23 protein-coding genes are annotated in these 25,067 nt (G+C 61.9%); 19 read left to right on the top strand and 4 right to left on the bottom strand.

Annotated elements, in window-relative coordinates:
* Positions 1 to 40: 40 nt before the first annotated feature.
* Positions 41 to 1,381 (bottom strand): MFS transporter, encoded by a 1,341-nt coding sequence (locus PTE30175_RS07495; RefSeq protein WP_150696448.1) that lies wholly within the window; start codon positions 1,379 to 1,381, stop codon positions 41 to 43.
* A 386-nt stretch (positions 1,382 to 1,767) separates the two neighbouring features.
* Here PTE30175_RS07495 and PTE30175_RS07490 point away from each other — a divergent pair, with 386 nt between their 5' ends.
* The 5 genes from PTE30175_RS07490 (at position 1,768) to PTE30175_RS07470 (ending at position 4,939) form a co-directional block, all read left to right on the top strand.
* Positions 1,768 to 2,712 (top strand): LysR family transcriptional regulator, encoded by a 945-nt coding sequence (locus tag PTE30175_RS07490; protein ID WP_150696447.1) that lies wholly within the window; start codon positions 1,768 to 1,770, stop codon positions 2,710 to 2,712.
* A 129-nt stretch (positions 2,713 to 2,841) separates the two neighbouring features.
* Positions 2,842 to 3,375: a 2-oxo-4-hydroxy-4-carboxy-5-ureidoimidazoline decarboxylase gene (gene uraD / locus PTE30175_RS07485; protein ID WP_150696446.1), complete on the top strand. Its 534-nt coding sequence runs from the start codon at positions 2,842 to 2,844 to the stop codon at positions 3,373 to 3,375.
* A 306-nt stretch (positions 3,376 to 3,681) separates the two neighbouring features.
* Positions 3,682 to 4,188, top strand: a complete 507-nt coding sequence (locus PTE30175_RS07480) for a hypothetical protein (protein WP_338044418.1) — start codon at positions 3,682 to 3,684, stop codon at positions 4,186 to 4,188.
* The gene (locus tag PTE30175_RS07475) at positions 4,188 to 4,487 is read left to right on the top strand and encodes a hypothetical protein (RefSeq protein WP_150696445.1); all 300 of its coding nucleotides are present in this window, start codon (positions 4,188 to 4,190) and stop codon (positions 4,485 to 4,487) included. Before PTE30175_RS07480 ends, PTE30175_RS07475 begins: the two co-directional genes overlap by 1 nt.
* A gap of 35 nt (positions 4,488 to 4,522) precedes the next feature.
* Positions 4,523 to 4,939 carry a lytic transglycosylase domain-containing protein gene (locus tag PTE30175_RS07470; protein WP_224788650.1) on the top strand — a complete coding sequence of 139 codons (417 nt, stop codon included), beginning with the start codon at positions 4,523 to 4,525 and terminating at the stop codon, positions 4,937 to 4,939.
* Positions 4,940 to 4,986: 47 nt separating this feature from the next.
* On the opposite strand, the gene PTE30175_RS07465 is transcribed toward PTE30175_RS07470, so the two are convergent.
* Both PTE30175_RS07465 and PTE30175_RS28165 read right to left on the bottom strand, forming a co-directional pair.
* Entirely contained in the window at positions 4,987 to 6,342 is a 1,356-nt protein-coding gene (locus PTE30175_RS07465; RefSeq protein ID WP_150696443.1) for a diguanylate cyclase domain-containing protein, read from the bottom strand.
* Positions 6,343 to 7,017: 675 nt separating this feature from the next.
* Positions 7,018 to 7,188 (bottom strand): hypothetical protein, encoded by a 171-nt coding sequence (locus PTE30175_RS28165; protein ID WP_191628902.1) that lies wholly within the window; start codon positions 7,186 to 7,188, stop codon positions 7,018 to 7,020.
* 358 nt (positions 7,189 to 7,546) lie between these two features.
* Between PTE30175_RS28165 and PTE30175_RS07460 the strand changes: the two genes are divergently transcribed.
* The 9 genes from PTE30175_RS07460 to PTE30175_RS07420 all read left to right on the top strand — a co-directional run bounded on the left by PTE30175_RS07460 (position 7,547) and on the right by PTE30175_RS07420 (position 17,895).
* Positions 7,547 to 9,097 carry an NCS1 family nucleobase:cation symporter-1 gene (locus PTE30175_RS07460; protein ID WP_150696442.1) on the top strand — a complete coding sequence of 517 codons (1,551 nt, stop codon included), beginning with the start codon at positions 7,547 to 7,549 and terminating at the stop codon, positions 9,095 to 9,097.
* Between the two features lie 132 nt (positions 9,098 to 9,229).
* Positions 9,230 to 10,111, top strand: coding sequence for a hypothetical protein (locus tag PTE30175_RS07455; RefSeq protein WP_150696441.1), 882 nt, complete (start codon positions 9,230 to 9,232; stop codon positions 10,109 to 10,111).
* Between the two features lie 37 nt (positions 10,112 to 10,148).
* Positions 10,149 to 11,369 (top strand): NAD(P)/FAD-dependent oxidoreductase, encoded by a 1,221-nt coding sequence (locus PTE30175_RS07450; protein WP_150696440.1) that lies wholly within the window; start codon positions 10,149 to 10,151, stop codon positions 11,367 to 11,369.
* 17 nt (positions 11,370 to 11,386) lie between these two features.
* Positions 11,387 to 11,602, top strand: a complete 216-nt coding sequence (locus tag PTE30175_RS07445; RefSeq protein ID WP_150696439.1) for a ferredoxin — start codon at positions 11,387 to 11,389, stop codon at positions 11,600 to 11,602.
* 19 nt (positions 11,603 to 11,621) lie between these two features.
* Complete coding sequence (locus PTE30175_RS07440; RefSeq protein WP_191628901.1) at positions 11,622 to 12,824, top strand: Rieske 2Fe-2S domain-containing protein; 1,203 nt, start codon at positions 11,622 to 11,624, stop codon at positions 12,822 to 12,824.
* A 44-nt stretch (positions 12,825 to 12,868) separates the two neighbouring features.
* Entirely contained in the window at positions 12,869 to 14,986 is a 2,118-nt protein-coding gene (locus PTE30175_RS07435; RefSeq protein ID WP_150696437.1) for a hydantoinase/oxoprolinase family protein, read from the top strand.
* Between the two features lie 16 nt (positions 14,987 to 15,002).
* The gene (locus tag PTE30175_RS07430) at positions 15,003 to 16,820 is read left to right on the top strand and encodes a hydantoinase B/oxoprolinase family protein (protein ID WP_150696436.1); all 1,818 of its coding nucleotides are present in this window, start codon (positions 15,003 to 15,005) and stop codon (positions 16,818 to 16,820) included.
* On the top strand, positions 16,817 to 17,089 hold the full coding sequence (locus PTE30175_RS29180; RefSeq protein WP_150696435.1) for an acetone carboxylase subunit gamma: 273 nt from the start codon (positions 16,817 to 16,819) through the stop codon (positions 17,087 to 17,089). Before PTE30175_RS07430 ends, PTE30175_RS29180 begins: the two co-directional genes overlap by 4 nt.
* A gap of 131 nt (positions 17,090 to 17,220) precedes the next feature.
* Positions 17,221 to 17,895, top strand: a complete 675-nt coding sequence (locus tag PTE30175_RS07420) for an isochorismatase family protein (RefSeq protein WP_150696434.1) — start codon at positions 17,221 to 17,223, stop codon at positions 17,893 to 17,895.
* A gap of 13 nt (positions 17,896 to 17,908) precedes the next feature.
* On the opposite strand, the gene PTE30175_RS07415 is transcribed toward PTE30175_RS07420, so the two are convergent.
* Positions 17,909 to 18,547: a TetR/AcrR family transcriptional regulator gene (locus PTE30175_RS07415; protein WP_191628899.1), complete on the bottom strand. Its 639-nt coding sequence runs from the start codon at positions 18,545 to 18,547 to the stop codon at positions 17,909 to 17,911.
* 410 nt (positions 18,548 to 18,957) lie between these two features.
* Between PTE30175_RS07415 and PTE30175_RS07410 the strand changes: the two genes are divergently transcribed.
* The 5 genes from PTE30175_RS07410 (at position 18,958) to PTE30175_RS07390 (ending at position 24,939) form a co-directional block, all read left to right on the top strand.
* Complete coding sequence (locus tag PTE30175_RS07410; protein WP_150696432.1) at positions 18,958 to 20,460, top strand: aminotransferase-like domain-containing protein; 1,503 nt, start codon at positions 18,958 to 18,960, stop codon at positions 20,458 to 20,460.
* Between the two features lie 92 nt (positions 20,461 to 20,552).
* Entirely contained in the window at positions 20,553 to 21,329 is a 777-nt protein-coding gene (locus PTE30175_RS07405; protein ID WP_150696431.1) for a DUF3348 domain-containing protein, read from the top strand.
* The gene (locus PTE30175_RS07400; protein WP_150696430.1) at positions 21,310 to 23,592 is read left to right on the top strand and encodes a DUF802 domain-containing protein; all 2,283 of its coding nucleotides are present in this window, start codon (positions 21,310 to 21,312) and stop codon (positions 23,590 to 23,592) included. The genes PTE30175_RS07405 and PTE30175_RS07400 overlap by 20 nt, the downstream gene beginning before the upstream one ends.
* A complete protein-coding gene (locus tag PTE30175_RS07395) occupies positions 23,589 to 24,236 on the top strand; it encodes an OmpA family protein (RefSeq protein WP_150696429.1) in 648 nt (215 codons plus the stop codon). The genes PTE30175_RS07400 and PTE30175_RS07395 overlap by 4 nt, the downstream gene beginning before the upstream one ends.
* On the top strand, positions 24,229 to 24,939 hold the full coding sequence (locus PTE30175_RS07390) for a DUF2894 domain-containing protein (RefSeq protein ID WP_150696428.1): 711 nt from the start codon (positions 24,229 to 24,231) through the stop codon (positions 24,937 to 24,939). Before PTE30175_RS07395 ends, PTE30175_RS07390 begins: the two co-directional genes overlap by 8 nt.
* Positions 24,940 to 25,067 lie beyond the last annotated feature (128 nt).

The raw sequence follows: 25,067 nt of genomic DNA, 5'->3' as shown, positions 1-25,067 counted from the left end.
ACCGCCTTGCCGGCGTGAATCGAAAGCGTTGTGGGTCATTTCATGCCTCCCGCGACTGCTTGAGTTGACGGATGCCGACGAGCACGAGCACACCTGCCAGGATTTCGATCGCGGCGACCAGGTACAGGCCCGGGGCGACCTTGCCGGTGGCGTTCTTGATCACGCCCATCAGGTACGGCGCGCCGAAGCCTGCGAGGTTCGAGACGGAGTTGATCAGCGCCACGCCGACCGCGGCGGCCGTGCCCGTCAGAAAACGGTTCGGCAACTGCCAGAACACCGGAATCGCGCTCATGGTGCCCACCAGCGCTACAGTCATGGCGAGCACTGTCAACGCCGGCGTCAGGCCGCCCACGCTGAGCATCACCGCCAGCACCGCCATGGCCGTGCCGCCGGCGAATGCCGCCGCGCTGAAATGCCAGCGCACTTCATTGCGCTTGTCGGAGTGCGCGCCGTTGGCGATCATGCCGATCGCGCCGCACAGATAGGCGAGCGCCGCCACCCAGCCTACGGCCATCGGCGTGGCGAAGCCGACTTCCTTGACAATCGTCGGGATCCAGAACGTCAGCGTGGAATTCGCGCACAGCAGGCAGAAGAAGATGGCGATGAGCAACCAGACTTTCGGGTTGGCGAACAGGCTACGCCAGTCGCTGCCGCGCTCGCCGAGCGATGCGCTGTCGTTCGCAAGCGCGGATTGCAGCACGCGCTTCTCGTCTGCCGACAACCAGTTGGCCTGCTCCGGCTTGTCGGTCATGTAGAGCCAAGCAAACAGGCCTGCCAACACGGACGGGATGCCTTCGAGAACGAACAGCCACTGCCAGCCGTGCAGGCCGTGGAAGCCGCCCATCGACGTCATGATCCAGCCTGCGAGCGGGCCGCCGAGCACGCCGGCGATGGCCGAAGCCGACATGAACGTGCCGAACGCCTTCGCGCGCCGTTTGGACGGATACCAAAAGGTGAGATACAGGATCACGCCCGGATAAAACCCGGCCTCGAACGCGCCGAGCAGGAAGCGCAGCACGTAGAACTGCGTGGGCGTGGTCACAAACGTCTGCAACATGCAGATCACGCCCCAGCAGATCGTGATGCGCATGATCGTCTTCTTCGCGCCGATCTTCTGCAACAATACGTTCGATGGCACTTCGAACAGGAAATAGCCGAGAAAGAAGATGCCCGCGCCGAGACCGTAGACGGCCTCGCTGAAATGCAGCGCATCGAGCATTTGCAGCTTGGCGAAGCCGATGTTGACCCGATCGAGCCACGCCAGGACCCAGAGCACGCCGAGAAACGGCAGCAGCCGCCAGGACACTTTTCGATAAACGTGGTTTTCGGCATCCGTCACCGTGGCGACGAAGGCGGGAACCGCTTGCTTGGTGGTCGACATGACATCACCCCTGTGCTGAATGTGAACTCGCCAGTGCGCGCCGCAGGACGCGCAGGCCGTGTTTTCCGATCGGTGCAGGCAAGTATAGGAGCGGCAAAAAAGTGCGAAACGGCCGTGCTGCTATAAGCCCCATATGAGGATGCATATCTGCCGGAAAGCCTTGTGCCACGGGCGCCTTGGCCACTGGCGGCGCTATAATCGCTGACTAAGGATTACCCTGATACGGCGAAAATCCCCGGGTTGGGGTCGGTTTGGCACCCGGGTGGCGCGGGTGCCCGGAACGCGCCTTCTTGCCCGTTTGACGCAGGCACGGTACAAGGGCTTATCCGCCACAGCCACCCGCGCGTCTTGCGCGGCCCGCGACGCGCTCTCAGACAGGAACCCTGATGCTCCGGACAGACGATCCCTTCGATACCTATCTTTTGCGCGTGCTCTGCATCCTGATCGCGGAACGAAGCGTCTCGCGCACCGCCATTCGTTTGAACCAGTCGCAACCGGCGATCAGCAGCGCCCTCAAGCGCCTGCGGACAATCTTCAACGACCCGCTGCTCACGCGCGAAAAAAACGTGATGGTGCCGACCGAACGTGCGCTGCAATTGGCCAAAAGCGCGCAGACGGCGTTGAGCGCGCTCGATGCCCTGCTCGTCTCGGACGACCGTTTCGACCCTGCGCTGACGGAGCAGAACTTCGTCGTGGCGATGCCCGACTATCTGGCGCCACCTTTCTTCGCAGCCGTGGTGCGCGCTTTTCGCCAGGCGGCGCCGCGCGCGCGGCTTGTCGCCATGCCGATGGGCCCCGACTACGACTACGAACGTGCGCTTTCGGAAGGCAATGTCGATATCGTCATCGGCAACTGGCCGAATCCTCCTGAACACCTGCACCTTTCGGTACTGCTCGAAGACGAGGTCGTGTGCGTCGTCGACAAGGACAGCGTGCACGCCCAGCCCGGCAAGCTTACCGAGCAAGCTTATCTTGCGGCCTCGCACATCGTGCCCACGCCGTACTCGCGCGGCCAGCGCGGCGTGGTCGATACAGGCCTCGGGACCTTGCGTGTGCATCGCGATAATCGCGTGAGTTGCCCCTACTTCAATCTCGCGCCCAGCCTGATTCCCGGCACCGACCTGATCCTCACCACAGGCCGCCATTTCGCCAATTATCATGCGCAGATCGTGCCGATAAGAGTGGTGCCCTCGCCGTTCACATTCCCCTTCATGCGCTTCTACCAGCTCTGGCATCCGTCGCGGCACCGCTCCGCGTCGCATATCTGGCTGCGCGGTCTGCTGAGCACTGCGTCGCATACGCTGCGCAGCTTGCGCGACATACAGCCGTAGCGCGCCTCGGCCGCGCGTATCGGGATCTGTTATCCGACCTATAGGTCACAGCCTCTCGCAGCATGCGCGCGGCCTTCCTATACTGCTCTCGACCGTCGCCAAGGGGGCGCGGGCAACGGGAGCAAAGTCATGTCAGCGACGTACGATCTGGCGGCCATCAACACCATGGAGCGCAACGCATTCACGGCGGCCTTCGGCGGCATCTTCGAGCATTTTCCGGAAGCGGCGGAAGGCGCGTGGGCCCGTCGTCCCTTCGCCGACATGACAGCGCTGCATGACGCGATGATGGCCGTGGTCCAACGACTCGACGAGCCGGGCCGGAAGGCGTTTCTCAACGGACACCCGCCATTGTCCGGGCGCGCGTTGCGCGCCGGCACCATGACGACAGACTCGACCGACGAACAGAAAAGCGCCGGCCTCGACGCCATGTCGGCGCGAGACGAAGCGCAGCTTGATGCCCTCAACGAGGCGTACGCTTGCCGGCACGGCTTCCCGTTCATCATCTGCGTGCGCCACTACACGCGCGAAGGCATCTTCGCCGAACTTAACAAGCGGCTGTCGCGCAGCACGCCGCAGGAACTCGACGAAGCGCTGTCGCAAATCGCCTCGATCACGCGCGCCCGGCTTGCTGCCCGAGTTGCCGCCAGCACGTGTGCGGCGTAGGAGCGAAAGCGATCCGGTGACCAGCGCGTCACGTGGAATTGCCTAGAATGTGTCAGCGACGACAGGTTAATTCCGCGTGAGCTACCACGTATGGATGTCACCGGAGTACGCCAGCCTGGCATTCGAGCGCCGATGTGGCGCGATTCGCAACCCGCTGCGCCCCGATATCCGCCCGGAAAACCGCACCGGATATCAATTCTTGCGAAAGACAGGAAAAATGGGCGCTTTTCGTCGCATTGACGGTTCCACGCCCGCTTACACTGCGCCCGGGGATTGGCATATCGTGGGCGCATGCGTATGGAAAACATGACGAATAAGTCGGTGTCGGAAGTCCGGGCAGACGTGCGCCTCAAGCGCCCTCGCCGATCGGCATGGCCTCGGAACGTCGGCATTGGCCGCTTGCAGGACGCAGCGGCGCTTCGCATCGTTGGTGGATTGGCCGTGCTTGCCCTCGCCGCTTGCGCGCCGTTGTCGGGCCCGCCGTCGTCCGCTGGACTCGCGTCGGCCGGTGCCAAAACGCCACCGGCCCGCGACATCATGACGTTCGCACTGCCGCCCGATGCGCTCGGCGCGCACGATCCGCAACTCACTGCGGTGCTCGGCAAGGCCGGCGCCCTGGCGGCGGCGCAGAAGCAGCCCGCGACCATTCTCGTCACGGCGCTCGGACAGGACTTCCGCTATATCAACCAGGCACTGTGGAATGGTGTTCCCGCACCGCACGCGGCCAACGTACGCCTGGAGAATCGCACGGCGGGACCGAACCAGCCGTATACCGTAACGATCAAGACTTCGGACAAGGGGAGCGGAACCTGATGCTGCGTATTGCCACTCTCACGTTCGGCTTGCTGCTCTGCGCCTCGTCGTTCGCCAGTCCGCAGGATGCCGCCACGCCCTCGCCCAACAAGGTGTACCCACCGCTGCCGTCGATGGACATGTTGCCGCCGGCCGCCGCCGAAAGCGCAACGCCACCCAACTCGGGCCGCGGGTACAAGAAAATATCGACGCGCGTGCACAAGAGCGCTGCACCGACGGCATACCTCGTCGTATCGGACGCATCGCGTGCCTACCTGACCGGGGTCGAGCGGGAACTCAATCAGGCGTTGCAGAAATGAGTGCCCGCCGACGCTGCCTGATCCTCGGCCTGGCGATGATCTCGTCGATGTTCTGTCGTTCGGCCATGGCCGACGACTGCTTCGAACAGGCCGGCATGTATCAGGGCGTCAACCCGACGCTCCTGCGCGCGATCGCATGGTATGAATCCAAGGGCGATCCGCGTGCGGTACACCGCAATGCGAACGGGTCGGTCGACATCGGCCAGTTGCAGATCAACTCGGTGCATTTCACGGCGTTGGCGCAAAACGGCGTGCCCTCTCGCGCGCTCACCGACGCGTGCGTCAACATCTACGTTGCCGCCTGGCTACTCAAGCAAAAGATGGTGAAGTACGGTAATACCTGGAGTGCCGTGGGCGCATATCATTCCGAAACGCCGAACAAACGCGACGCCTACGCACGCGGCATTCAAAAGGTCCTCGTCACATGGGGGGAACTGCCGACCGCGCGCTGAGCGGCAGACGCCTACAAGGGTGATTTGAGATCATGGTTCGGCAAATCTTACCGAATCCAATCCAGAATGCCGCCGACATCACCATCCCGTCGCGACTTGTTGGCATACATTCTTCTATCGGCGACTTGCATCAATTCAGAAAACGACTCCGCATCATCCGGATAGAGCGCCACGCCAACACTCGCGCGAATCACGATGTCGTGAGTCCCCAGCCTGAAGGCCTCCATCACGGCTGTACGCAGTTGCTTGACGACAAGATCGATCTTCTCGACAAAAATCGCGTCTTCTATCACCACAACGAATTCGTCGCCTGCGAGGCGGGCGACCATGCCATATCCGTTCACCAACCTGTGAAGCCTTGCGGCGGCCTCTTTGAGCAAAGCGTCGCCGGCCGCGTGCCCGAACGAATCGTTCACATTCTTGAATCCATCGATATCCACGAAAAGCACTGCCAGCTTTTCGTTATTGTGCTGTGTACGGCGAAGTGCGTCGATCGTGAAATCGCGAAACGTCCGCCGATTCGGCAGTCCCGTCAGTTCATCAAACCGGGCAGCGGTATATAACTCGTCGATCAACTGCTTTCTCTCGATCGCTAGCGCAGCCTGATCGCACACGAACGCAAGGAGCTGCCTCTCCATGCTTGGTTCGATGGTACCGACCGGACATCTGATCATCATGACGCCAACGGCTCTTTGCGCCGTCGCCATGGGAAGCACTGCCCAGGTTACATCGGCCGACTCGTCATCAGCACTGATTCCGTCGCCAATATGTGACGCGCGGATCAGCTTCATTTGCCGTGAGTCAATGACGCTACTGCAGATAGACTGAACGCTTGACCAGTCGACGGCTCTTCCTCCATCGTCATCGCAATGCTGATAGACCTCTTGCAATGATCGAGATTTCTCATCCCTGACAGCAATGGCAAACGCACCCAACGGGATCAGCGAGGTCAGGGTTTCGCGAACCTCCTTGGCCAGGGTGCGTAAGTCCGGGGCGTCGTGGGCGGCCTCAGAAATTGCGTAGGTAGCGCGTTGAATCGCTTCCGCATGCTTCTTCGCGGAGACATCCCGAGCCACCCCGATCCGCACGCCATGTTCTTCGGACCATCGTGCAGACCACATCAGGTGGACGTAGTGGCCGTCTTTGTGAATATAGCGATTCTCGAATCCAATGCGCGGGATGCCGGCCATCACGAGCTTCGACTCCTCCAGCGTGCGATCGCGATCTTCCTTCGCCACGTAGTTGATCATCGACTGGCCGATTAGCTCATCGCTCGTGTACCCCAGAATTGCCTCGCAAGCCGGACTTACGTACACCAGTCTGCCGACCGGATCCACCAAGAAAACGGCATCCAACAAGAGTTCGATGCAGTTCGCCAGAACTTCCCTTGTCACGAATTCCATACGACGCTTACTTCTCGTTTTTCTACGTCAGATCTCAGCCTTATGTGACATCACGCCGAACACACGGCAACACATCGTCAACGTCGGCAATAGGCATGGTAATGAAACAATCGTTTCGCTTGTCCCCCTCAGCCATCCCGTTCCCTGCGCAAAGAAATTATCCAATGCAATCAAAGACACGGAGGGCTTGCGCCCCCAGACGCGAAGATTAACATGGCGGACATTCGAATGGCCGTGTCCATGGAATTGGCGGTTCGTCGGAAATCAGGTTGAAAGTGAAGTCGGCCGCGGAATTTGCGCGGCGCCATCAATCAACTGCTGCGCCAGCAGACTGGCATGCGGCGTCAGCGCAGCAAAACGCCACGGACGCCCCGGCGGCTACTCGATGCGAACGGTTGGCTACCACGACGAGCTGGTCCTGCGCGTCTTCTTTGATCCCGTCCGCTTTTTTTCTTCCGTTTCTCCGAAGTCTAGCATTGGAAATGCCAGATTGCGGGCCTACGGTTTCGTCGCTACGATCCCTCCCATGCATCCACTTTTTCTTCTTTCCGGCGCAGGGCTACTGGCTGGTGCGATGAATGCGCTGGCGTTCTTCGTACGAACGTATGCACCCGCGTTGTTGCACCGATGACCGATGTCCGGTCATTGCGCCCAGCCCTGGAGAAAACCATGATGTCAGCCTTGCTCGAGACGATCGGCGCGCTCGCAATCCTTATCAGCATTGCCGTGCATATTTCCTTCTATCGGAAAACGTAGCAACCGGGCGTCGCCCGCCTCAAAAGCGCCAGGCACCATCACAGCGGCCGCGATGCCGGCGAGCACCATTTCGCAAAGCACGAAACGCATCAGGGGCACCCATGCCCCCCGGGGGTCGCCAGGCCAATCCGGTCGCTTGTTGCGCACGGCGACGAAGCCAGCCGTTTTTTCAGCAAGTCAATCACACCATCGACGCGCCGCACGTCGCTATTGCCCGTCGGCGCCCGCCTGAAACTGTCCAGAAATTTCGACCATGACGGTTTTCGTCGACCAACTGAACGGTTGATCGATTTGCCGCCAACTGCATATGTTCCCGCCATTTTTGGACGAGGACCATTCACTGCACAAGCTATCGACTCCCCACCCCCAACGACTACGAAGGAGACTGCATTGATCGGATGAATGACGACACCGCAATGAACATATTGTTAGTACAACGATAATTTTCATGCGGCACACAAAGGCGAGAAATCCGGGGCCTTTAAGGCGCTCGGCAGGAGGAGACAACGTGTCAGAGAACAACAGCAACGCGTCAGAACTATGGAATGAAGATTTGGCGCCGACGGCGCCGGATCACAGAACCTGGCGTTGGCATCACTACGCCGCGTTGTGGACGGGAATGGTCGTGTGCATTCCCGTCTACGTACTGGCGGCAGGTTTGATCGAACAGGGATTCTCAGCGCTGCAGGCTGTGGGCATGGTGTTGCTCGGCAACGCGGTCATCCTGATTCCGATGGTGTTGATTGGCCATTCGGGCACCCGCTATCGCATTCCGTTTGCGGTCGTGGTTCGCTCCTCGTTCGGCGTCAGGGGGAACAAGCTTCCGGCATTTCTTCGCGCCATCATCGCCTGCGGATGGTTCGGCATTCAGTGCTGGGTCGGCGGAAGCGCGATTTACGCGATCGGGAACATCCTGCTTCATGGCGCGTTGGTCGGACCCAAAATCGGATGGTTGGGCATCGATCTCGGCCAATCGACCTGCTTTCTTGCCTTCTGGGCCATGCATCTCTACTTTATCGCGCGCGGTCCGGAGTCGATTCGCTGGATCGAGACATTTAGCGCGCCCGTCAAGATATTGATCGTTCTTGCATTGCTCTGGTGGGCATACTCCCGCGCCGGCGGCTTTGGGGCGATGCTTTTCGCGCCATCGCAATTCTCTGCCGGCGGTGAAAAAGCGGGGAAGTTCTGGGTGGCGTTCTGGCCGTCCTTCACAGCAATGGTCGGCCTCTGGTCGACCCTTGCAATGAACATTCCGGACTTCACCCGTTTTGCGAAGACGCAACGCGACCAATACATCGGGCAGGCGATCGGACTGCCGCTCCCGATGGCGGCTCTGGCATTCGTCGGCGTGGCGGTGACGTCGGCCACGGTATCGATCTACGGCAAGGCCATCTGGGACCCGATCGATCTCGCCAGCCGGATGGAAGGCGTGGCGGTGGCAATCGGACTCGCGATCATTACGATCGACACGCTGTGCGTCAATCTTGCCGCCAACACCGTCGGCCCGGCGTATGACTTTTCGGCCATCTTTCCGAAGCACGTCAATTTCAGCCGCGGAGGCTACATCACCGCCGTGATCGGCGTGGTCATCATGCCTTGGCGGCTGATCGAATCGACGCAGGGCTACATCTTCACCTGGTTGATCGGTTACGGCGCGCTGCTTGGGCCGGTACTTGGGATCATGCTCGCCGATTACTGGCTAATCCGGCGCGGAAGACTCAACGTCAACGACCTGTTCAAGACCGACGGCCAATATCAATACCGGAACGGCTGGAATCCCTCCGCCATCGCCGCGTTCGTTATCGCTGTCCTTCCCAATATCCCGGGATTTCTCACTATCGCATTTCCCCGGCAATTCCAATGGGTGCCCGGCGGATTCAAGGAAATCTACAACTACGCGTGGTTCGTCGGCGTGTTCATTTCCATGCTGGTCTACGTGCCGTTGATGGCCGGTGAGCGCCAACGACTCGATGCCGATCTCCCCATGGAGCAGGTGTGAACTATGCGGCCCTTATTCCCCTTATTCCCCTTACTCAAATCATTCATGTCCCCCGTATGCGTCACGAACGACATCCGGGCGTCGTTGTTGCCCTCTTGCAATGAAAACGTTCCGAAAAAAGGAAGGAAAGCAATGTTGAAATCCTCGATCTGCATTCTCGTGGGAACGCTGGCCGCGTTGCTCGGTAGCCCCGCGCAGGCGGCTGACTGGAGCGACGCCTGGATCGGCTACCAGTTCCAAAGCAACATGCACGAACCCGGCGTAACGTCGGGCATCCAGAAGAACATCGTCGAGCTGGGCTACGTCAGCGCCGACAAGCTGGGCACCAACCTGGCGATCGTCGATAACTACTTTTCCAATTCATGCTATCCCGCCGCGCCGAGCAATCCCCCCTTCGCGCCCGGCGAGGCGTGTCACGGCAGCGGGTCGTTGTCCGTATACGCGGTACTGCGACGGTCGTTCAGCCTGTCGGCCTTGAGCGGCGCCTCGCTTGCCTTCGGTCCCGTGCGGGATGTGTCCGTCACCGGCGGCGTGGTGTATGGCGCGGAGAACACCGTCGGGGCAATGCGGCCGCTTAAGTTCACCTTGGGGCCGACGTTCAATTTCAACGTCACCGGCGGCTTCCTCGACGTCGGGGTATGGCTTTACAAGGAATACAACCACAACGGCTATATCGCCGAACCGGCGCCCTCCTCGGTGTCGTTCCGCGCGACGTACGACCTGAACGTTGCCTGGAGCCTTCCACTCGGAAAGTACTTGAGCTTCACCGGATACGGCGATGTCATCGGGCCCAAGGGGCCGGAGCTTTTCTCGTCATTTACCGGAAAGGACGCAAAAACCGAGTTCCATATTTTCCCGAAACTGATGCTCGACGCTGGCGCGCTCCTGTTCAAGAAGAAGGATTTCGTGAAGGTCGGCATCGGGATCGAAATCTGGCGCAACAAGTACGGCGCCACTGCATCGACCGGGGCGAACTCGGCCGCGCCGACGGTCATCGCGGAGATTCACTTGTAATGACGACAAGGCCCTTTCCGGCAACGGAGACAAAGATATGCCATTGAAGCGAGTCCTGGTGGTGGGCGGCAGCGTTGCCGGATTGCGCGCGGTCGAGACTTTGCGGCAGCAGGGCTACGACGGCGAACTTTTCCTGATCGGCGCCGAGCCACACCTGCCGTATGACCGCCCGCCGTTGTCCAAACAGGTACTGACCGGCGAGATCGACGTCCAGCAGTTGCCGTACCGGGACGCCGCCTGGTTTGCGCAGAACCAGATCGAGCTGTGTCTCGGCTGCGAAGCAAAAGGGCTTGATCTCGGCGCGAAGCGCATCCAGGCAGGGACCCGGTGGCTCGCATACGACGGACTGATCCTCGCTACGGGCTCGCGGCCGTGCAACCTGCCCACGCGTGGGCGACTGACCGGCATTCACACGCTGCGCACGCTGGACGACGCGTTGGCGATCAAGGCGCAGATCCTGCCGGGCACGCGCGTGGTGATCATCGGCTCCGGGTTTATCGGTGCGGAAGTCGCGTCGAGCGCTGCCGCGTGCGGCGCGCAGGTCACCATTCTCGAGGCATCGGCTGCGCCATTGGTACGCGCCGTGGGCATCCGCCTGGGCGACGCGCTTGGAAGGATCCATGACGAGCATGGCGTGACGCTCGTATGCAACGCCCGAGTCGTCGGATTCGGCGGAAAGGCGCATGTCGAGACAGTGCGCCTCGAGGATGGATGGATTTTTCCGGCCGATCTCGTCGTGGTCGGCATCGGCGTGGTCCCAAACGTGGAGTGGTTGGCTGGGTCGGGTCTGCATATCGCCAACGGCCTGATCTGCGATGAAACACTCAACGTCGGTCACGACGATGTATTCGCCGCGGGCGACGTGGTGTCGTGGCCCAACCGGTGGTCGGGCGCGATGGTTCGCGGTGAGCAATGGATGGTAGCTGCGGACCAAGGGCGGCACGCGGCATCCAACCTGTTGCTTGGACGCTCACATGCGTCGTCGTTTTCGACCATCCCGTACTTCTGGTCGGATCAATACGGGTGCCGGATTCAAGCCGCCGGACGTACCGACATCGGCGAGATGGTGGCGCTCTCAGGAGACGAATTTTCACGACCATTCGTGGCCTTGTACCGGCATGTCGGCAAGTTCGTCGGCGCGGTGGCCGTGAACGCGCCAAAGGCTTTTGCGGTCCTGCGACAGCAACTTCAGCAGCACGCGGAAGTCGAGCAGGCGATAGCGATGGTCCGGAAGCATTTGCCTGCATCGGACCGATAGGCCAGGAGGAAATCACGATGATCAAGATTGAGGTGGACCAGTCGATTTGTTGCGGCTCGAAAATGTGCGTGACGCTGGCGCCAGAGGCCTTCGTGCTGCTCGATGCAGGCATGGCCGGCACGCTCCCTCACGCGGCAGACAGTCCGTTCGACTTGCTGTTGAAGGCGGCCAAGAGCTGCCCGACACAATGCATCGCGCTGTTTCGCGATGACGAAGAAATCAAGCTGTACTAATCCCCGAGGAGATACTGCCATGGCTCAAAACTGGCTCAATGCCAAGCTGCCCTACCATCCGCCCGAATGGATCGAACCGTCCGACATGATCGATCCCGGCAGTCCCTGCAAACCACCGGAATACCGCAAGCTAAAGCCGTTGTCGCGACCCGATGCGCACTATGACCTCGGCTCGACGGCCGACACGTGGAAGTACTTCTGGCATCCAGTGGCGACGGTCAAGGAGTTTCGTTCGCATGCGCACGGCGGTAAGGGACCGATGTCGACCATGCTGTTGGGTCAGCGTCTCGTCATCGCGGAACTCGGCGAGAAGATCTGCGCGTTCGACGACCGCTGCGCGCACCGCGGCGCGTCGCTCGGACTCGGATGGGTGGACGGTGACCAACTCCGCTGCCGCTATCACGGATGGTGCTACAGCGACGCCGGCAAATGCACCGAAATTCCCACGTTGAACGAGGGTGATCCGATTCCCGCCCGCGCAAAGATCAAGGAATACGAGTGTGAAGTCCGCTACGACCTCATCTGGGTGAGACTGACGCCGGGTGCGGACACCACGATCCCGCACTTCCCGGCGTGGAGCGACACCACCATGACGTGCCACGCAGGCGCGCCGTATCTATGGCCGGTCTCGGCCGGACGCCGCATCGAGAATTTCATCGACGTCACCCACCTTGCATTCGGACATCAGGGCACGCTGGGCGGGCCGCCACACACACGGTTCAAACCGTATCCGATTGAACAGAAAGCCGGGCGCCTCGAGTTTCTTAACGACACGTTCCTGGCGTTCAATCCGGGCGACGCCACGTACGGGCCGCCGAGCAGTCCCGATTCGGTAATGCTCGCACCGGCCGCCTACCAGGTCATCCTGCCGTTCACGATGATCATTTCGTTCCGATGGTCGGCAACGAAGGACACCCAACTCTTCATGCACGCCACGCCAATCGATGCCGAGAACTGTCGGAGCTACTGGTTTACCTGCCTGACGTCGGACGGGTCGTCCGCGGAGGAGCATTTGGCACTTCAGTCGATTGTGCTGACGGAAGATCTGCCGCTCGTCGCCTCACACAGTCCGCGCGCCATCGGCGAACCACACGAGGAGGTGTCCGTGCCGGGCGACAAGTCCGACATCATCTGGCGAAAACGCATGCGCGAACTTGCCAACGCTGCGAACGAAGGCCCCGAGGCGCTCAGCCGTGCTTTGCATGAAGAAGGCAACTATTGATCGGCACACACCGATCCGGAATCAGTAAGCGCTGGAGAATACGCATGAACGACAATCATAAAAGGTATCTCGTTGCAACGGACGTCGGTGGTACTTGCACCGATACGATCGTCTACGCCGACGGTGAACCGGTACGGATGGGCAAAGCGTTGTCCACGCCTCCGAACTTTGCGGACGGGGTCCTGGACTCCATTCGAACGGTAGCACGCGGCATGGATATATCGCTGGAGACACTGTTGGCGCAGACAAAACTGTTCATCCACGGCTCAACCGTGGTGGACAACGCGATCCTGACACGGGACGGCGCAAAAACGGGATTGATTACCACGCGCGGTTTCGAGGACACGGTGCTGGTCACACGGGGCGCTTATGGACGCTGGGGCGGACTGACCGAGGACCGCCTGAAGCACCCGGTCAAGACCGAGCGGGGCGCTCCCCTGATCAATCCCGACTGCATTGTCGGCATTGCCGAACGCACCGATTACAAAGGTGCGATGCTCAGGGAAGCTGACGACACGGAAGTGGAGCAGGCCATCCGTTGGTTGATCGACGAGCGGCACGTCGAATCCATCGCCGTGTCCTTCCTGTGGTCATTCTATAACCCTGCCAACGAAACCCGAGTCCGCGAGCTGGTCGCTCGCGTGGCGCCACAGGCCTACTGCACATTGTCGAGTGAGATAGCGCCCACCCCCGGTGAATACGAACGCACCTCGACGACGGTGATCAACGCCTACGCAGGGCGCGTGACAAAGTCGTACATCAACAGTCTTGAAGATCTGCTGCGGGCGTCCGGGTATGACGGCGCGGTCATGATCATGCAGGGATATGGCGGCCTTCTGCCTGCACATGAAGCGGCCGACCGTTCGATCGGCATGCTCGAATGCGGGCCGGCGGCCGGCGTGATCGGAAGTCGTGCACTTGGCGAACAACTCGGCCATCCCGACGTCATAGCCACCGACATGGGCGGAACGACGTTCAAGGTCAGCGTCATCCAGAACGGCGAGATCGAGTATGCCCGTGAGCCGATGGTCGACCGGTTCCACTACGCACAACCCAAGATCGAGGTGGTCTCGCTTGGCGCCGGCGGTGGTTCGATCATTTCCCTGGAGCCCGGCAGCAATGCACCTCGCGTCGGCCCCCGTTCGGCGGGTTCTCGCCCGGGTCCGGTCTGCTACGGATTGGGAGGCGAGGAGCCAACGCTCACCGACGTGTTCATGTTGATTGGCTACATGGATCCGGAGATTTTCCTGGGCGGAACCATGACGCTCGACAAGGCGCGCGCCCGGCAAGTCTTCGAGGAAAAGATTGCGCGTCCGCTCGGCATGACGGTCGAACAAGCGGCGTTCGGCATCTACCGCGTCGCTGCGGCCCAGTTCACGGACCTGATCCGCGAGATTACCGTCGAGCGGGGACTGGACCCGCGCGATTTCGTACTGCACGCCTTCGGCGGCAGCTGCGGCATGGTATGCGGGTTGTTCGGCGGCGAACTCAACGTGAAGCAGATCGTTGTGCCCTATACAGCTTCGGTTAACTGCGCATTCGGTCTCGTGTCTGCGGACATTGTTCATGAATACGCCACAACGAAGCACCTGCCGATGCCATCGCCGGCGGAAGCGATCAATGCGATCTTCGCGCCGATGGTGGACAAGGCGTTGCGGGACCTCAAGGCCGAAGGTTTCGAAGGGGGCCGAGTGCAACTCGATTGGTCGGCAGATCTTCGCTATTCGCGCCAGGTCCATGAAGTCACGACGCCTGTGCGCAGTACGACGCCGCTCGACGACGATGGCGTACGACAGCTGGCGGCCGATTTCGAAGCGATCTACGAGCGCAAATACGGGAAAGGCTCGGCCTACCGCGAAGCCGGGATCGAAATGACACAGTTCAGGCTGACCGCTCGCGGCCTGATGGAGCGGCCGAAGCTCGAACCTGTCGCACTCGCGCCGGCAGATCCATCCGCCGCGCGCATCGCCCGCCGTCCTATCTTCGTGGAGGCCGCCGGCGCGATGGTGGAGTCGGACATCTACGATTTCGAACGCCTGAAGCCGGGCAATGTGGTCACAGGACCTGCTGTCATTCATACCCCGATCACGACGATTGTCCTGCAAGCGAACCAGCAAGGGTCGGTGGACGGATTCCGCAATGTCATCATCAATGTCAACTGAGGCCACAGGGAAAATCATGGATCCGATTACGTTTTCCATTATCCGGCACCGCTTGTTCCGGGTCGTCGAAGAGGCGGTCATCACACTCAAGCACGTATCCGGCACGGCCATCACCAATGAAGGGCACGACTTGATGGTGTCGCTGTATCGCCCCGATGGCTCTCTCTTGATGGGGGGCGTCGGCTTCCTGCATCACCTCACGAGCGCAGCCGAAGCGTGCAAGGCGGTGATCCGGCGTTTTGACGGAGATATTAACGAGGGTGACCTGTTTCTGTTGAATGATCCGTTCACAGCGGCATTACATACCTCGGACGTGTACCTCGTTTCACCGATTCACCATGAAGGACAGCTCATCGCGTGGAGCGCGTGTTTTGTCCACGTGTATGACATCGGCGCGATGAACCCCGGTGGCTTTGCGCCCGATGCGCGCGACATCTTTGCCGAAGGATTCAGCTCGCCAGGCATCAAGCTCGTCGATCGCGGCCAACTACGTCAGGATGTGTGGGACACGATCCTGAACATGGTCCGCGGTCCGGAAATGGTTGCCCTGGATTTGCGTTCGATGATCGCCTGCAACAACGTCGCACGGGACCGGGTGCTGGCCCTGGTCGGCAAGTATGGCCCCGATACGTTCGACGAGGCGTGCCTGACGTTGATCACACAGTCCGAGGCGCGCCTGCGCGCCCGCCTGCGCGAGTTGCCCGATGGCGTGTGGCAGTCGCGTCAGTATCTCGACGTCAAGGGAGAAACGCTCAAGGTCGTGCTCGAAATGACCAAGAAGGACGACTCGCTGGTCTTCGATTTCACCGGATCGTCACCTCAGTCGCAATACCCGGTGAATTGCACGAAGTGGGCCGCGCTGGGCGGTTTGTTCGCGCCGCTGTTTCCCCTGTTGTGCTATGACATCACGTGGAACGAAGGCGTGATCCGGCCGATCACCATGATCACACCCGAGGCGAGCATCGTGAATTGCGCACGGCCGGCACCGACCTCCGTGGCGACCGTCGGCGCCATCCAGTCGGTCAACAACGCCGCGTGCGGCACCATCGGCAAGATGTTGGCCGCGAGCGACAAGTACGCAGAGGAAGCCACGGCAGTCTGGCACGCCAATCACTTCGCCCTTTTCATGTTCGGCACCAATCAGCGAGGCGGTCAATCGATCGGCATTTTGACGGAAACGTTCGCGGGATCCGGTGGCGCTCGTACGTTCGGCGATGGCGTGGATATCGGCGGCGAAATACCGAATCCGATTTCCCGTATGGCGAACGTCGAAACGATAGAAGCATCGTTTCCCGTGCGGTACCTATTCCGTCGCCGATTGAAGGATTCCGGCGGTCCGGGGAAATTCCGCGGAGGAACCGGGGGCGAGATGGCAATTGTCCCGCACGACGGGCCGGACGGCGGGCTTCACTATGTGCTGTCGGGCAAGGGGTCGAGCTTTCCGCAAAGCGACGGCCTGGCCGGCGGCTATCCCGGCGGAATCAACGATTACGTCTGGGTACATGCCCCGGAAGCGTTCGATTCGGCACGCGGATTCGCGCAAACGCTTGACGCCATTCCGGGCGAGCCGGAGCCGATCAACTGGGGGGTCTTTCCGCTCATGGGCAACGATGCACTCTACTTGCGTTGGGATGGCGGCGGCGGGGTCGGCGATCCGCTCGAACGCGCGCGGGATCAGGTCCTGAACGACGTGATCTGCGGCACCATCTCCACGCGCGCTGCGCGCGATATCTATGGGGTTGTTCTGGAGGGGAACGAAGTCGACGTGCGGCAAACGTCGGAGCGCCGCGCGGCATTGCGCATGGCGCGTACGAAAACGGAGGTGGCGCGATGAGCACGCAACGGATTTCGGAAACCCTGGTAGGGGACGGTAACCGCGTTGCCTGCCGGGCGTGCGGGCATGCGTTGGCACGGGCGGGAACCGCATGGAAACCACACGCGAGTCTGACAACCGTGCGGGTGAAGGATTTGCCCGGGGCGTCGTGCGCGACGAACGCACTGCTAGTGTTACGCAGGTTCTCGTGCCCGAGTTGCGGCAGCCTTCTCGATACCGAGACCGCCTTGCCGGACGACCCGTTTCTCAACGACGTGGTTGCCATGTAGTGCCAGAACGGGACGATGTCCGGCCGGCGCACGCTGATGCAGGCGCCGGCTGGCCGCCCCACACCGTTGCGCGGCGCGGCTCAGGGCCTCATGCGCGCAGAACAATCCATCGCTTCAGGAGAGGCATCGTTATGCATGACGTCAATATTCGCCCACACATCGTTGACCGGGTCATGGCCAGGCGTGGACATGTGCATTGGTTTGATCGCATCGATCCGGCACGTACCGCCCTGATCGTCATCGACATGCAAAGCTTGTTTTGCGAGGCAGGGGCACCAGGCGAGGTTCCGGGCTCACGTGCCATCGTTCCCGGCATCAATCAGTTGACGCGTTGCCTGCGGCCGATGGGTGTCCCGATTGTCTGGGTATTACACGCAAACGCCCGTATCGGCGACAGGAGCGACTGGGAAATGTTCTTCAACCATATCGTGGCAAAGGACGTCAAGGCACGCACGATCGAAAGCCTGACGCCCGGGCGCCAGACGGTCTGGCCAGAACTCGAGACTGCGCCCGGCGACCTGACGATTTTCAAGACGCGCTATAGCGCCCTGATTCCCGGTTCATCGTCGCTGGAGCGCACGATGCGATCACTTGGCATCGACACCCTGCTTATCGCGGGCACAAAGACCAACGTTTGCTGCGAATCGACCGCCCGCGACGGCATGATGCTCGACTTCAATGTGGTGATGGTGTCCGATTGCTGCGCGGCCCTGTCCGACGAGGAACATCAGTCATCGCTCGAAACCATCATCCAGCAGTTCGGTGACGTGCTCACGGGCGCGGAAGTCCTCGAGCACATGCGCTGACTTCACAACCGGCTCATGCCTTGACCGGCGCCGGCGGCTTCGCTCGCGCCGGAGCCTTTCTCGCCTCGATGCCCATCGACAAACCGGTCCAAAGCATATCCGCAAGCAGATCGAGATGTTCGTCGTCGTCGAACTGACAACTGCGGAACTCCTTATTACATACGGTCTGGTGGGTCATCATCATGAGCAACGCATAGCGGGTCACGGCGGCCTTCCTGGCCTTGCCCTCGAACCGGTCGAGGTGATTCGTCAAGAGACTGGCGAATCGACGGCCACGTTCGAGATAGGAGGCCGAGGCGTCGGGATCGGCGGACGTCATCAGCTGGGAACCGACGTCAAATGCAACCTTCTGCTTGCGCGTCAGGGCGACCCATTGGTTCAACCACAATCGCACGTCCCGCCACGTGGGATTGACCAATGCGTTGAGTGCCAACATGACCTCCTGAATGTCGGGCTCGGCTCTCAGGATCACGATACTGGCAAGATCCACCTTGCTTTTAAAGTGCAGATAGAAGGTCGTGCGATTCGTGCCTGCCCGGTTTGCGATCTGTTCAATGGTAGCGTTGCTGAATCCGATCTCGTCGAAAATTTCCAGCGCGGCGTCAATCAAACGTTCACGCGTGAGCTGCTTGTACGTCTCCCTCAGCGACATCCCGCCATTTCGTTTTGCCGGCCGCACATCTTCCTTGCCCTTGGGTGTTGTCGCCATTCCGATCGTGGTTCCCGAAGAAGTTCTGAGGAGTGTCGTTGCGCAAGGCGAGCTTTTGTCACGACATGTGTTCATTGAATCAATGTGAGTCTAAAAGGCTACTCGCAAAACGGACCGATCTCAAGCGCGTCAACGCCGACGCGCACCGGCAGCTAACCTTTGCTGCGCGCAGGGCTGCCCCCGGAGCGATTGCTGCACGGCAACATGTAACATTTTTGACGCAACACGTGTTGTTTAATAAACTGTAGTTGCGTGAGTTGGCTTGTGTTACTTTGAGGCATACGAGGCGAGCCAGGTCCCGGGAAGGTACCTGAGGGTATCTGGCAGACATCGGAATCTTGAAGAGATCGTCCATGCCGCAGCACTATGCGAACGTCACGCTCAGTCCCGGCGCACTGTCGGATCACCGGGAATCCACATTGCTGGATGAGTTGCGCGTTGAGCGGCAGCGGGGAATCAGCCTGGTCGAACAAATCGTCGGCAAGCTTGACCGGCTAGTGGAGTCAGGGCGCCTCAAGCCGGGCACGAAAACGCCCTCGGTCAGGGAGTTGGCGAAAGCGTTGGGCGTCAGCACGTTTACGATCACGGAAGCTTACGAGGTTCTGGTCTCGCGCCGGATACTGAATTCCCGCCCGGGCTCAGGCTATTTTGTCGCGTCGCGCACGGCGCAGATGCCGGTGTTCAACGACGCGCCCTCCAAATTGCTGCCGGCCGGCGACACCCCCTGGACGTCGGTTCAGATATGGAACGAGCATCCGGACATGTTGCCCGTGGGCTGCGGGTGGCTTCCGCCGGAGTGGTGCAGCGAGAGCATGCTCTTGCAAGCGCTTCGGCAGGCGACAAGAATGCCGGCGCAGCGCCTTGTCGGCTACGGGCACCCGCTTGGCTTTCGGCGGCTAAGGCATATGCTGGCGCGCGACTTCAGCGAGCGCTTTTGCACCGTCTCCCCCGATCAGATCGTGTTGACGAATGGCGTAACCCATGGCCTGGACCTGGTGATGCGCAATCTCGTGCGGATGGGGGATACCGTACTGGTGGAAGATCCCGGCTATTTCTATTTCCACGATCTCTTGCGTAAATGGGGCATCAATGTGGTGGGAGTGCGGCGTACCGGCGACGGACTCGACGCGGATGCCCTTGCCCGTCTGGCTGCGCTGCATCGTCCGAAGGCCATTTTCGTCAACACCGCGCTGCAGAACCCCCTTTCGACAACGCTCTCCATGGCCAACGCCCATCGCGTCATCGCGTTGGCCGAACAATACGACTTCTGGATCGTGGAAGACGATATCTTCCGAGATCTGTGCGGCCCGTCGGACGCCTCGCTCGCCGCCCTTGACGGCTTCAACCGCGTTATCTGTATCGGTGGATTTTCAAAGACGATTGCGCCATCGCTGCGGGTGGGCTATGTGCTATGTCCTGAGCGGCTGTTGTCGGATTTGCTGCATACGAAAATGATCTGCGGGCTGACCACGTCGGAGCTCAACGAACGCTGCGTGTTCGAGCTGCTGTCGGACCCCAGTCATCGTCGCTATATCGACCGTTTGCGCACACGTCTGTCGAACGACCGGGAGCGGTTCCTTGCCACGCTCGCCGAGCTTCGCATGGCGACGCTGGCGACGCCTCGTGGCGGACTTTTCGTGAGCGCTGGATGGCAAGTCGAGCCAAGTCCGGCGTTCAACAGTCAGACAGTTGTCGACGCAGGCCGGCGCGCGGGTATCGCCCTTGCGCCGGGTGACCTGTTCTACGTCGATACACCGGCCGACTCGGTTTGGTTCAGGTTTAATGTCGCTTATTGCGATTCGCCAAAACTTCACGCCTTTCTTGGCGAAATGGCGGTCATCGCCCTTGGGGGATGACCTGGAGGGACCCATGTCGGCATATCCGCGGCTGCCGCGCAGGGGGGCCGGGCCGGCCGCAGTGTAAACTGCTGTTTTTTGCCCCCAGTGGAATGGTGCAAGTGTCCCAGCGTCCCGTCATCAGCGCCCCGACACTCATACGCTCGCTGGCCCGCCTGAGCACGTTCGAGCCCCCTGAGGCCGCGCCGCCGCTGTCGGACCGGCTGAGCCAGTGGCTGGGCTGGACCGACGCCATCGCGCTCTCGTCGGCCCTCAAAGCCAACCCGCCGGCTGCAACGCCCGGCGCGCGTTCGGCCGCCCCGGCGCCGACGAGCGAGTTCGAGCGCGTGCGCACCGAGCTTACCGCCGCCATCGCGCGCGACTGCAGTCTGGCCGCAGCGCCCGGCGGGCAGATTCGCTCGTTGGGGTCGGCCGAGCGTCAACGGGCTGCTTCGTTCGCGGAGTTCCCGGCGTACAGGCAGCGCTACGCGACGTCGCAGCAGACAATGGATACCGCTATCAGCGCGCTACGCACGCGTTTGCGCGCGCAGCTGGTCACGAAATCGCCGGAAGCGGCGCGTCTGGCCTCCGTCGATGCGGTAATGGAACGGGTGATGGGCGCACGCGAGCGCACCCTGCTCGCCGGCGTGCCCAATCTGCTCGACGGCCATTTCGTGCGGCTGCGCGCTACGGAGCAGGCGGCATTGGCCGCGCCGCGCGCGCCCGGCACGCCGCCACCCGCGCTCGCCGGCATGTGGCTCGACACCTTCCACCGGGATATGCAGAGCATTTTGCTCGCTGAACTCGATATTCGCCTTCAACCGGTCGAAGCGCTGCTCGCGGCGCTTCGTACCTGCGAACCCGGACAACATGACCCGACACCTCGTTGATCTCGTTTCCTTTGTCGCCGGTCTCGCCGTGGTGTGCTGGATCGGCATAGGCTATACCGGTACCAACACCCTCGCGCTGGCGGTGACTTTGCTCATCGCCGCCGTCTATGTCATTGGCGCGCTCGAACTCAAGCGCTTTCATCAGGCGACCGGCGCGCTCGCGAACGCCATCGCCGGCCTGAGTGCACCGCCGGCCTCGCTCGGCACCTGGCTCGACGCCCTGCCCGCCAGCCTGCGCCCCGCCGTGCGCCTGCGCGTGGAAGGTGAGCGTGTCGCCCTGCCCGGCCCGGCGCTCACGCCGTATCTCGTCGGCCTGCTTGTGCTGCTCGGCATGCTCGGCACCTTCCTCGGCATGGCCGCGACGCTGCGCGGCACCGGCCTCGCGCTCGAAAGCGCCACCGATTTGCAGGCGATCCGCGCATCGCTGGCCTCGCCGGTCAAAGGGCTGGGCTTCGCGTTCGGCACGTCGGTGGCCGGCGTGGCGACGTCCGCCATGCTCGGCCTGCTTTCCGCGCTGGCGCGCAAGGAGCGCTTGCGGGTCGCGCAAACCCTCGACGCACGGATCCTGACCACGTTGCGCGGCTTCACACGGCAACATCAGCGCGAAACCACCCTCCATCTGCTGCAACAGCAAGCGCTGGTGATGCCGGCGCTGGTCGATCGCCTGCAAGACATGATGGCGGCCATGGAGCGCCAGAGCCACGCGCTTGGCGAGCGACTCACGGCCAACCAGGAAGCGCTGCACGCGAAGACCGACGCGTCGTATTCGCAGCTTGCCGGCGCCATGCAGCAGTATCTGAAAGACAGCGTGGCGGCCACGGCCAGCGCTGCCGGTGCGGTCATCCGCCCGGAAGTCGAGGCGACGATGGCGAGCCTCGCACGCGAAACGGCCTCGTGGCACGAGACCGTGTCGAACGCAGTGCAGGACCGCATGAGCGGCCTGTCCGATCGATTCGAGGCCACGACCACCCGTGTGGCGGCCATCTGGAGGGATTCGCTCGACGGTCAGTTGCGCGCCAACGAATCGCTCACGACCGATCTGCGCGCGTCGCTCGCCGAGTTCACGCAGACTTTCGAGACGCGCTCGGCCGCGTTGCTCGGCGATGTGGCGGCCCGTCTGGAAGCGACCAGCGGGAACGTGGCAGACGCACACGCGCGCGTCGCGCAGTCATGGGATCAAACGCTGGCGCAGCAACAACGTGCCAATGCATCGCTCGCAGCGAATCTCGACGCCGCGCTGGCGCGTTTTACCGACACCTTCGAACAACGCTCGACGCAGTTGCTGCAAAACGTCTCGACGCAAATGGACAGTGCCGCCACGCACGTCTCGCAGTCCTGGCGCGATGCGATCGCAGAGCATGCACGCGTGAGCGAGCAACTTGCCGGTGGCAATCAGCAGTTGGTTGCCGCGGCGACGTCCGCCCTCTCCGAGCACAACGCTTCGTTGCTGCAAGCACTGAGCGCCGCCAACGCCGCGCATGGCGATGCTACCGCACAGCGCGAAGCACAACGCCTGTCCGCCTGGACCGAAGCGCTCGAAGGCACGCTGGCCACCCTGCGCAACGAATGGCAGCAAGCGGGCGCGCAAACGGCGAGCCAGCAGCAAACGATCTGCGACACGCTCACACGCACCGCGCTCGACATCTCCGAGCAAACGCGTGCCAACGCGAGCCACACCATCGCCGAGATTTCGCGCCTCGTGCAGACCGCTTCCGAGGCTCCCAAGGCGGCAGCCGAGATCATTGCCGAGCTGCGCCAGAAGCTTTCGGACAGCATGGTGCGCGACAACGCCATGCTCGCGGAGCGCTCGCGCCTGCTCGACACGCTCGGCACGCTGCTCGACACCGTCAGCCATGCGGGCAATGCACAGCGCGCTGCGGTCGACGAGCTGGTCACCACGTCCGCGCAGTTGCTCGAGCGCGCCAGCGCCCGCCTGAACGATGCCATCGAGGCACAAACCGACAAGCTCGCCACCGCCTCTGCACAAGTGACTGGCAGCGCGGTGGAAGTCGCGAGCCTGGGCGACGCGTTCGGCGCGGCGGTGCAGTCGTTTGGCGAATCGAACACGCAGTTGCTCGAACATTTACAGCGCCTCGAGGCCGCGCTCGACAAGTCGATGGCGCGCAGTGACGAACAGTTGGGCTATTACGTGGCGCAAGCGCGCGAGGTGGTCGAGCTCAGCGTGATGTCGCAGAAGCAGATCCTCGAGAACCTGCAACAGCTCGGCGACGCACGGGCCAATCACAGTAGCGGTGCGGCATGAGAGACGACATCGACGCCGAACTCGAAGCGGCCTCGCCGACCTGGGCCGTCTTTGGCGACCTGATGTCGGTGATGCTCGGGGCCTTCGTGCTGATCATGCTCGGCGTGATCGGCGTGCAACTCGAACTCTCGGCCAAGCTCGAACGCGAGGTCAAGCAGCGGCAGGCCGAGACGCAACGGCGCGAAACGCTCGAGAAAGCGCTCGCCGGCCCGCTCGCGGGCGGTCGTGTGACGCTCGTCAACGGTCGCATCGGAATCAGCGGCAATGTGTTGTTCGCGCTGAATTCCGACCAATTGCAGCCACAGGGGCGCGAGGTGTTGCGCAGTCTGGCGGGGCCGCTCTCGGCCTATCTGCGCGCGAGCGACGAGATCCTGATGGTGAGCGGCTTCACCGACGACCAGCAAGTGCGCGAGAGCAACCGGCGCTTTGCCGATAACTGGGAGCTCTCGGCGCAGCGAGCGTTGACAGTGACGCGCGAGCTGATCGCGGCCGGCCTTCCGCCGTCGTCGATTTTCTCGGCAGCGTTCGGCGCCGAACAGCCGGTGACTTCGAACGCCGACGAGACCGGTCGCGCGAAGAACCGGCGCGTGGAGATCGCGCCGATGCCGCGTACGAGCGCCAGTACGGGGAAGCCGAATGCATGACGACGATCGCGACGAGGGACTGGACGTGCGTGCGACGCTCGACGCCTGGCGCGCGCAAGGTGCCGATGCCCACGACCGCGTTCGCTTTCACCGGATCGAGGCGACCGCGCGCCGTGCCGATGCCTATTCTGGCGAAGCGCGTCGCGTGCTGGATGCGCGCTTGGGTGAACTGATCGACGCTTTTTCCCGCGAGCTGTCTGAGGCAGGCACGGTCGTTGCGACGACGTCCGGTGTTTCCGACGGCACGGCAGACGGCCCGCGTGATGCAACCACGTCATCGCCGGCGCCGACTGCGCTTGCGGCCTTGGTCGCCGACATGGCGCGGCGTACCGACGAGCGCCGCGTGGCGCCGGTTGCCTCGCTCGTGGTACGCCCGACCGGCGTCTCTGCGGACGCGCCGATCGAAGACATGGACGTGCTCGAGTACTTCCGCGAGACCTGGTCCAGGGTGAGTACGGACGGCAACCTGCGCCAGTCGCTCGCGCAAGTGCCGGAGAACGCGGGGCCGCTCAACTCCAGCCATCTCGTTCATCGCGCGCTGTCGCTGATGCATGACGTGTCGCCGGATTATCTGCGGCACTTCCTTCGCCATGCAGAGGCACTGTCGTGGCTCGAGGACATGGAAGCGTCGGGCCTCATGCCCGGCAAGAGCGCCGCACGCGCCGCGACGGCAGGCAAGTCCTCGCGCGCCAAAACGCGCTGACTTGCGGCTGCCGTTACGGTTGGTGTACTCGAGTGCGATTCCCCACGGGTCTGTCAGTTGAAAACCCAAATATTTCGCGCCAAGCGGATCAAGCGTGACGACTCGTCGCTATCGACACGGGTCGTAAC

It is taken from the genome of Pandoraea terrae, from assembly GCF_902459695.1.
GTDB lineage: Bacteria > Pseudomonadota > Gammaproteobacteria > Burkholderiales > Burkholderiaceae > Pandoraea > Pandoraea terrae.
Note: the sequence above shows the minus strand (reverse complement) of the source record. Positions and strands in the feature narration are given on the sequence as shown.

Excerpts from the sequence above, each read along its gene's own strand:
- PTE30175_RS07430 (WP_150696436.1), top strand. The coding sequence starts at position 15,003 with ATGGATCCGATTACGTTTTCCATTATCCGGCACCGCTTGTTCCGGGTC.
- PTE30175_RS07495 (WP_150696448.1), bottom strand. The coding sequence starts at position 1,381 with ATGTCGACCACCAAGCAAGCGGTTCCCGCCTTCGTCGCCACGGTGACG.
- uraD (WP_150696446.1), top strand. The coding sequence starts at position 2,842 with ATGTCAGCGACGTACGATCTGGCGGCCATCAACACCATGGAGCGCAAC.
- PTE30175_RS28165 (WP_191628902.1), bottom strand. The coding sequence starts at position 7,188 with ATGCGTTTCGTGCTTTGCGAAATGGTGCTCGCCGGCATCGCGGCCGCT.
- PTE30175_RS29180 (WP_150696435.1), top strand. The coding sequence starts at position 16,817 with ATGAGCACGCAACGGATTTCGGAAACCCTGGTAGGGGACGGTAACCGC.
- PTE30175_RS07405 (WP_150696431.1), top strand. The coding sequence starts at position 20,553 with ATGGTGCAAGTGTCCCAGCGTCCCGTCATCAGCGCCCCGACACTCATA.
- PTE30175_RS07465 (WP_150696443.1), bottom strand. The coding sequence starts at position 6,342 with ATGGAATTCGTGACAAGGGAAGTTCTGGCGAACTGCATCGAACTCTTG.
- PTE30175_RS07440 (WP_191628901.1), top strand. The coding sequence starts at position 11,622 with ATGGCTCAAAACTGGCTCAATGCCAAGCTGCCCTACCATCCGCCCGAA.
- PTE30175_RS07480 (WP_338044418.1), top strand. The coding sequence starts at position 3,682 with ATGACGAATAAGTCGGTGTCGGAAGTCCGGGCAGACGTGCGCCTCAAG.
- PTE30175_RS07460 (WP_150696442.1), top strand. The coding sequence starts at position 7,547 with ATGCGGCACACAAAGGCGAGAAATCCGGGGCCTTTAAGGCGCTCGGCA.
- PTE30175_RS07390 (WP_150696428.1), top strand. The coding sequence starts at position 24,229 with ATGCATGACGACGATCGCGACGAGGGACTGGACGTGCGTGCGACGCTC.
- PTE30175_RS07475 (WP_150696445.1), top strand. The coding sequence starts at position 4,188 with ATGCTGCGTATTGCCACTCTCACGTTCGGCTTGCTGCTCTGCGCCTCG.
- PTE30175_RS07455 (WP_150696441.1), top strand. The coding sequence starts at position 9,230 with ATGTTGAAATCCTCGATCTGCATTCTCGTGGGAACGCTGGCCGCGTTG.
- PTE30175_RS07400 (WP_150696430.1), top strand. The coding sequence starts at position 21,310 with ATGACCCGACACCTCGTTGATCTCGTTTCCTTTGTCGCCGGTCTCGCC.
- PTE30175_RS07415 (WP_191628899.1), bottom strand. The coding sequence starts at position 18,547 with ATGTCGCTGAGGGAGACGTACAAGCAGCTCACGCGTGAACGTTTGATT.
- PTE30175_RS07435 (WP_150696437.1), top strand. The coding sequence starts at position 12,869 with ATGAACGACAATCATAAAAGGTATCTCGTTGCAACGGACGTCGGTGGT.
- PTE30175_RS07420 (WP_150696434.1), top strand. The coding sequence starts at position 17,221 with ATGCATGACGTCAATATTCGCCCACACATCGTTGACCGGGTCATGGCC.
- PTE30175_RS07470 (WP_224788650.1), top strand. The coding sequence starts at position 4,523 with ATGATCTCGTCGATGTTCTGTCGTTCGGCCATGGCCGACGACTGCTTC.
- PTE30175_RS07450 (WP_150696440.1), top strand. The coding sequence starts at position 10,149 with ATGCCATTGAAGCGAGTCCTGGTGGTGGGCGGCAGCGTTGCCGGATTG.
- PTE30175_RS07410 (WP_150696432.1), top strand. The coding sequence starts at position 18,958 with ATGCCGCAGCACTATGCGAACGTCACGCTCAGTCCCGGCGCACTGTCG.
- PTE30175_RS07445 (WP_150696439.1), top strand. The coding sequence starts at position 11,387 with ATGATCAAGATTGAGGTGGACCAGTCGATTTGTTGCGGCTCGAAAATG.
- PTE30175_RS07490 (WP_150696447.1), top strand. The coding sequence starts at position 1,768 with ATGCTCCGGACAGACGATCCCTTCGATACCTATCTTTTGCGCGTGCTC.
- PTE30175_RS07395 (WP_150696429.1), top strand. The coding sequence starts at position 23,589 with ATGAGAGACGACATCGACGCCGAACTCGAAGCGGCCTCGCCGACCTGG.